This window comes from Syntrophobacterales bacterium, assembly GCA_019429105.1.
Lineage (GTDB): Bacteria > Desulfobacterota > Syntrophia > Syntrophales > UBA5619 > DYTH01.
The window spans coordinates 1-6,453 of the sequence record JAHYJE010000072.1 but is presented as its reverse complement, the minus strand read 5'-3'; the positions used below and the strand labels follow the sequence as shown (position 1 = coordinate 6,453).

Annotated in this window: 6 protein-coding genes; all 6 read left to right on the top strand. The window is 53.1% G+C overall.

Going from position 1 to position 6,453, the window contains the following annotated elements:
* The first annotated feature begins 365 nt into the window (after nucleotides 1-365).
* Nucleotides 366-1,403, top strand: a complete 1,038-nt coding sequence (locus K0B01_14380) for an FAD-dependent oxidoreductase (GenBank protein MBW6487328.1) — start codon at nucleotides 366-368, stop codon at nucleotides 1,401-1,403.
* 3 nt (nucleotides 1,404-1,406) lie between these two features.
* Nucleotides 1,407-2,717: a 4Fe-4S binding protein gene (locus tag K0B01_14375; GenBank protein ID MBW6487327.1), complete on the top strand. Its 1,311-nt coding sequence runs from the start codon at nucleotides 1,407-1,409 to the stop codon at nucleotides 2,715-2,717.
* Between the two features lie 64 nt (nucleotides 2,718-2,781).
* Nucleotides 2,782-3,195 (top strand): hydrogenase iron-sulfur subunit, encoded by a 414-nt coding sequence (locus K0B01_14370; protein ID MBW6487326.1) that lies wholly within the window; start codon nucleotides 2,782-2,784, stop codon nucleotides 3,193-3,195.
* Between the two features lie 39 nt (nucleotides 3,196-3,234).
* Nucleotides 3,235-3,906: a methylenetetrahydrofolate reductase C-terminal domain-containing protein gene (locus K0B01_14365; protein MBW6487325.1), complete on the top strand. Its 672-nt coding sequence runs from the start codon at nucleotides 3,235-3,237 to the stop codon at nucleotides 3,904-3,906.
* Nucleotides 3,903-4,826 (top strand): methylenetetrahydrofolate reductase, encoded by a 924-nt coding sequence (locus K0B01_14360; protein ID MBW6487324.1) that lies wholly within the window; start codon nucleotides 3,903-3,905, stop codon nucleotides 4,824-4,826. The genes K0B01_14365 and K0B01_14360 overlap by 4 nt, the downstream gene beginning before the upstream one ends.
* Nucleotides 4,827-4,871: 45 nt before the next feature.
* Nucleotides 4,872-6,428, top strand: a complete 1,557-nt coding sequence (locus K0B01_14355; GenBank protein ID MBW6487323.1) for a PAS domain S-box protein — start codon at nucleotides 4,872-4,874, stop codon at nucleotides 6,426-6,428.
* The last annotated feature ends 25 nt before the right edge of the window (nucleotides 6,429-6,453 follow it).

Sequence of the window (6,453 nt, the reverse complement as noted above, 5' to 3'; positions counted from 1 at the left end):
CGGATTCCTCATTGGGGTGGATGGATTGCGTTTTTATACTGCCTCCCCCAAGAGCAGGGAGCAATAGTCATGTTTGCCGTAATGCCTGCGGGACGAAAACATGTCCACGAGGACACACTGGCTGAGTTGCTACAATAAAGCTTAAGCGCTTGTCAAGGCAAAATTGAAGTTATTTTTAGAGATAATTTAGAGATAATTATCTTGACATACAAGCACCGTTTTCATATAGTCTCGCCGACAAGAAGCAGGCTTTGATCTAACTGGGTAATATTAAAGAGGTAATATCTTTATTACTCTGATTCCCGGCTGTAACTGTAAAGCCGCATCCCTTATTTTTTTAGAGGGCGAGGGAGACAACATCTAAAATGACTGATGGCAATAATCATTCGGTACTCATTATCGGTGGTGGTATCTCCGGTATCGTATGCGCGTTGGAACTTAATCGTCTCGGAGTGTCGGTGACGCTCATAGAAAAAGAGGCGTCCCTGGGCGGGCTTGCCGCCCGCTTCTGCTGCAAGGCATCGGAGGCATGTAACAAGTGCTTCGCCTGTGTTGCAGACAAGAAGCTGAAAGAAATAAACGAGCAATCGCAAATTTCCCAATTAACCGGCACCGAGATTACCGGTGTGGCGGGAGGTCCGGGGAACTATAAGATTTCCCTCACGAAGGCCGGAAAGGTGTCGGAACTTGCAGCGTCAGCCATTGTCGTCGCCGCCGGGATCGACCCCTTCGATGCTTCCGGAAAGGGAGAATACGGATACGGCGTTATCAAGAATGTCGTTACGGCGCGTGACCTGGAAGAAATGCTTCGTTTTCAGGGGAAGATCTGCCGTCCTTCCGACGGCAAAGTGCCGCAAAATATCGCATTTATCCAATGTGTGGGAAGCCGTGACGAGTCGATAGGGAATCGGTACTGTTCTCAGGTCTGCTGCGCCTATGCCCTCCGTCTCATCCGGGCAATCAGGCATAAATATCCCGAGGTCAACGCCACATTCCTGTATATGGACATCCAACCGGCCGGTGCATCCTTTCATGATTTTCTGAATGCTTGTCGGGAGGATAAAGGGATTCGTTTTATCCGATCCCTTCCCTCCAGGGTTTATCATTCTCCGGTTACAGAGGATCTCCGGGTTCGATTGGCGGACACGGAGCGGGGCGAGGTCGTGGAGGAACCCTTCGACATGGTGGTGCTTTCCGTCGGGATGGTCCTGAACAAAGAGGCGAAACCCCTGGCGAACCTTCTCGGTCTTGGTCTGAACGAGGAAGGTTTTCTGGCCGGCCCGGCGCCCGGGAAAGGAATTTTCGTTACCGGCGCCTGCACTGGACCCAAAGACATTGACCGGTCGATAACGCATGCAAAATCGACGGCCGCCTCCGTTCACAATTTTTTCCAAGGCAGGTAATCAATGTATCAGACGGTTTACGAAAGCAAAACCACTGCTCCGGCGCCCATCAACCTGAAACCGGAAGTGCTTATCATGGGCGGGGGAATCGTGGGCATGACCGTTGCCGGGGAACTGGCCCGGGAAGGGGTGCAGGTCGTTATTGCAGAGAAGGGGGAAACGCTGGGCGGCGGCGCCGGAGCTTTGCACTTCTTTTACGACCGGCCTGCCGACGGCCGGAAATGGATGGGAGACTTGATCTCGGCTCTGGAAGGTGAGGGGAACATCACCATCCTGAAAGGGGCGAAATTGAAACGCCTCGACGGTCAGCTGGGCCGCTTTCAGGCGATCGTAAACATGAGCGACGGTACGGAAAGAACCCTGTCGCCATCCGCGGTGGTTGTGGCGACGGGCTGCGTCACCCGGCCGGCTGAGGCGATGAGCGACGGAAGCAGATGTATCGGATTTTCCGAAATGGAGAAACTTCTTGCCGAAAGTCGCGACTTGCCTCTTGCCTGGAAAGGTCAGCCGGTGAAGACGGTGACCTTCATTCTTGATCTGACCAACGATGATATAAAGATCGATACGGTCAATGCGATCAAGCAGGCCGTCATCCTGCAGAAAAAAGGCTGTCAGGTTGCCGTCGTCGCCAAGGATCTGAAAGTATCCGTCTCCGGCATGGAACTCCTGTATCGTCAGGCACGGGAAAAAGGGGTGCTTTTTTTCAAGTACGACGAGCCGCCTGTGTTATCTCACTCAGGCGACGGGATCAGCGTTGAAATTCCGGATATGACCGTCCTGCGCAAGGAGGAGCGAGAGACCGTCTCCCTTCCGTCCGACCTGGCTGTTATCGGGGCAGCCTTTGCCGCCGATCCGGAGACTCAGGAGCTCTGTCGCGTTATGAAGCTTCGTGCCGGCGCGGGCGGTGCGCTGATGGAGGACAATCCCCAGTTCCTGAGAGTCATGTCCAACAGGCGCGGTATTTTTCTGGCCGGGGCCTGCCGCTTTCCCCAAGTGATTACGGAATCTCTGAGTGAGGCACATGCAGTCGTCCAAGAGGTGAAGGCCCTTCTGCACGGGGGGGTATATACCCCGGTAAATCCCGTTGCCGAGGTCGATACACAAAAATGCGCTGTGTGCTATACCTGCGTGCGGCTTTGTCCCCATGCCGCCATCGGCGTGGAACGGTATGGGGACCGAAATGTATATGCCGCACCGGCTGAAAAGAACGGCGATACCCTTTGGGGGGCGGCCCGGGTTGACCCCGCGGCATGTTTTGGCTGCGGCATGTGTGTGGCCGAGTGTCCGGCCAGGGCCATAACGTTGTACCAGTAAAACTTTGCTCCGTTCCTGCGTAGGAATGGCTGGGAAAAGCGGGATATTGATTCAGGGAGAGACCATGTCAACCTTCGAACCTAAAATTGTTGCCTTCTGCTGCGAGCAGTCGGGGTTTCCCGCCGCGGAAATGGCTAAGACATTGAAATTGAAAATGCCCGACAATCTGGAGCTCGTTCCCGTACCTTGTTCCGGCCGCATCGAGACTCTTTATTTGCTGAAGGCCCTGGAAAGCGGCGCAGATGGCGTTGTGGTTTTTGCCTGTTATGAAGAGAATTGCAAGTACCTGCAGGGCAACGTGCGGCTCAAAAGCCGTGTCGGCTATGCGAAGCAGATCATGACAAAAATCGGTCTGGAGCAGGAACGTCTGGAAATTTTCCACGTGGCGACAAACAGCGGCGTAAAATTTTCGGAGTTTCTTTTGCAGAAGGCGGATCAATTGCGACCGTTGGGCCCGAACCTTGGTAAAGTAGCGTGACCGTTTTCTCTCATTTTCGTATTGAGGAGTGACCACAAGATGATTAAAGCCGAACAGAAACCTTTTGAAGAGATACTGGAATACCTGGCCCCGTACAATAAAATTCTGCTTTCAGGATGCGGCGCCTGTGTGACGGTATGTCATGCCGGTGGCGAAAAAGACGGCGCCCTGCTGGCGTCCGCCCTCAGAATGGCCAGGCAAAAAATTGGGAAGCCTTTGGAGATTATCGAATCTACGCCTGCCCGGCAATGCGAACCGGAATTTGCCCAGGAGCTGGCGGATACGGTCGGTCAGGTCCAGGCGGTTCTGTCCGTTTCCTGCGGCGTCGGCGTGCAGACGCTTGCCCGCAATTTTCCCGCGACACAGATTTTCCCGGGGGTCAACACCTTATTTATGGGAGAAACCGTGGCGCACGGAGTCTGGGAAGAACGCTGCCAGGCTTGCGGCGACTGCATCCTGGAAAAAACGGCCGGCATTTGCCCGATTGCCCGCTGCGCCAAGCAACTGTTGAACGGTCCCTGCGGCGGTTCATCGAACGGTAAATGTGAAATCAAGCGCGAGACCGATTGCGCCTGGCAACTGATCTTCGACCGCTCCAAGGCCCTGGGTCAACTACACCGGCTTACGGAAATCATTCCTGCCAAACAGTGGGGCGTGCAGTCAAGGGATAGCGGACCGAGAAGGATTGTAAGGGAGGATCTCAAGGTATGAAATCGGGCAGCAATTTAGAGAAGGTATTCGTGAATGGACATTTTGCCGTCACCTCCGAACTGGGACCTCCCAAGGGAAATGACGTCAGTGTCATAAAGCGCAAGGTGGACTTCCTGCGCGGTTATGTCGATGCAGTCAACGTTACGGACAACCAGACGGCCATTGTGCGCATGTCCAGCATCGCCACCAGCGCCATTGCCGTGCAGATGGGAATCGAGCCGATCATGCAGATGGTTACCCGCGACCGGAACCGGATCGCCATGCAGAGCGACCTGTTCGGTGCGACCGCGCTCGGCATCAAGAATATCATCTGCCTCACCGGCGATCATCATACCTTCGGCAACCAGGTCAATGCAAAGAACGTCCATGATCTGGATTCCATACAGCTGATCAACATGGTAAAAACGATGCGCGACGAGAAAACCCTGATGGGCGGAGAGGAAAAGATTGAAGGCGACATCGATATGTTTATCGGTGGAGCGGCCAATCCCTTCGCAGATCCCTTCGAATTCAGGGCGCTGCGAACGGCCAAAAAGGCTGCAGCCGGTGTCGATTTCATCCAGACCCAGTGCATCTACGATATGGAACGCTTCAAGGAGTGGATGAAGATGATCAGGGACTTGGGCGTCCATGAAAAAATCCATATCATGGCAGGCATCACCCCTCTGAAATCGGCGGGTATGGCGCGGTACATGGCCAAGAACGTGGCGGGGATCACCATCCCGGACGCCCTTATCGACCGCATGGCCAAAGCCGCCAAAGGCTCCGACGAGGGCATCAAGATTTGCATAGAGCAGATTCAGGAAGTGAAAGAGATCGAGGGTGTTCACGGGGTCCACATCATGGCCATCGAATGGGAGCACATGATAGGCAAGATTACGGAAATGGCCGGCCTGTTGCCGCGTCCGAAAGTTGAATAGAATAACGGCGTAGAAAGTTTTTCAACCCCCCATGTGGAGTTGAAGATGTTGCAGTCCATTGTTGAATTGGCAAATGATGGAATACTGGTCTTCAATGACCGCCTGGGGATAGAGTATGCAAACCGGACAATCTCGCAGATCACCGGCTATGAAGACTTCCGGATACTGGAAATGACAATTACCGATCTCCTCGGCAACGAAAGCCGGGCTCTTCTTGAAGGCATATTTTCACATCCCGAGATGTACGGTGAAAAAACCTGTATGCAGATTCAGCTTCCAACCGCCTCCGGCGAGATCAGGAACACAGAAATCTGTATAGCCCTTGCACCGCCTTCCGATGGCGCCGACAGGGCCTATGCCTATGTTCGCGATATTACCGACGAGAAAAGAATCGGAAATGAACTCCGGGAGGCCAATGAATTTTTCAGGAATTTGATTTCCAGTTCGGTGGATGGAATCATCGCCGCCGACATGAAGGGAAATATTTTCATATTTAATCAGGGGGCGGAGAACCTCACCGGGTATACAGCAGAAGAAGTCATCGGTAAAGTCCACATCACCGAACTGTATTCCGAAGGCGTAGCCCGGGATATCATGAGGCAGCTCCGCAGCCCGGACAACGGAGGTATCGGAAAGTTTAATCCCTCTCAACTCAATCTGGTCAGTAAAAACGGCGAAGAGATTCCCTTTCAGCTTTCGGCGTCGCTTATTTATGACAGCACGGGTAAAGAAATTGCCAGCGTGGGTATATTTACCGATCTAAGGCCTCGTCTGGATATGGAACGCAAGTTTGAGGAAACGCATCTGCAACTGATCAGTTCGGAAAAGCTTGCCTCACTCGGTAAACTTGCCGCCGGCATTGCCCATGAAATCAATAATCCACTTGGCGGGATCCTTATTTATTCCAGTCTGATGATGGAAGATCTTGCAGAGGATGACCCGAAACGGCAGGACCTGGCCCGCATCGTACAGGAGGCGGGGCGCTGCAAAGAGATAGTGAAGAGCTTGCTGGAGTTTGCCCGCCAGAGCGAACCGAACATGGAGCCGGTAGATATAAACCGTGCAATTACCGAGGGGTTGTTCTTCCTGGAAAACCAGGCCTTTTTTCAGAATGTTCAGATCATCAAGAAACTTGGTTCTTCACTCCCCTTTGCGCTTGGCAACGCCGGACAGCTTAAACAGGTCTTCATGAACATTATTGTCAATGCCGCAGAAGCCATGCATGGTAACGGAACCTTAACTATTTCAACCTCTTTTAACGGGGACAGCAAGAACATAACTGTCGAATTCACGGATACAGGAGACGGTATTCCGGAAGAAAACCTTACCCGGATTTTTGACCCGTTTTTTACGACAAAAGATATCGGCAAGGGAACGGGGTTAGGATTAAGCACTGCCTACGGCATCATAGAAGATCACGGAAGCAAGATAGAGGTGAAAAGCAAGGTGGGTGTCGGCACGACTTTTACTATCCTGCTTGCACCTTGTCCGGAAACACAACCGATCCTGGAAAATCGCCCCTCAGAAGCGACCGGGCGTGCACAGGGGCGTCACAGTTTCAAGGGAGCGCCCAGAGGCTGCGTGAGCGCCGTTCTGCCTTGATAAGGCTTTTCACAAAGAGGTAATA

What these genes read in the sequence shown, in the direction of transcription:
- K0B01_14380 (MBW6487328.1), top strand. Translation starts at nt 366, where the DNA reads ATGACTGATGGCAATAATCATTCGGTACTCATTATCGGTGGTGGTATC.
- K0B01_14375 (MBW6487327.1), top strand. Translation starts at nt 1,407, where the DNA reads ATGTATCAGACGGTTTACGAAAGCAAAACCACTGCTCCGGCGCCCATC.
- K0B01_14370 (MBW6487326.1), top strand. Translation starts at nt 2,782, where the DNA reads ATGTCAACCTTCGAACCTAAAATTGTTGCCTTCTGCTGCGAGCAGTCG.
- K0B01_14365 (MBW6487325.1), top strand. Translation starts at nt 3,235, where the DNA reads ATGATTAAAGCCGAACAGAAACCTTTTGAAGAGATACTGGAATACCTG.
- K0B01_14360 (MBW6487324.1), top strand. Translation starts at nt 3,903, where the DNA reads ATGAAATCGGGCAGCAATTTAGAGAAGGTATTCGTGAATGGACATTTT.
- K0B01_14355 (MBW6487323.1), top strand. Translation starts at nt 4,872, where the DNA reads ATGTTGCAGTCCATTGTTGAATTGGCAAATGATGGAATACTGGTCTTC.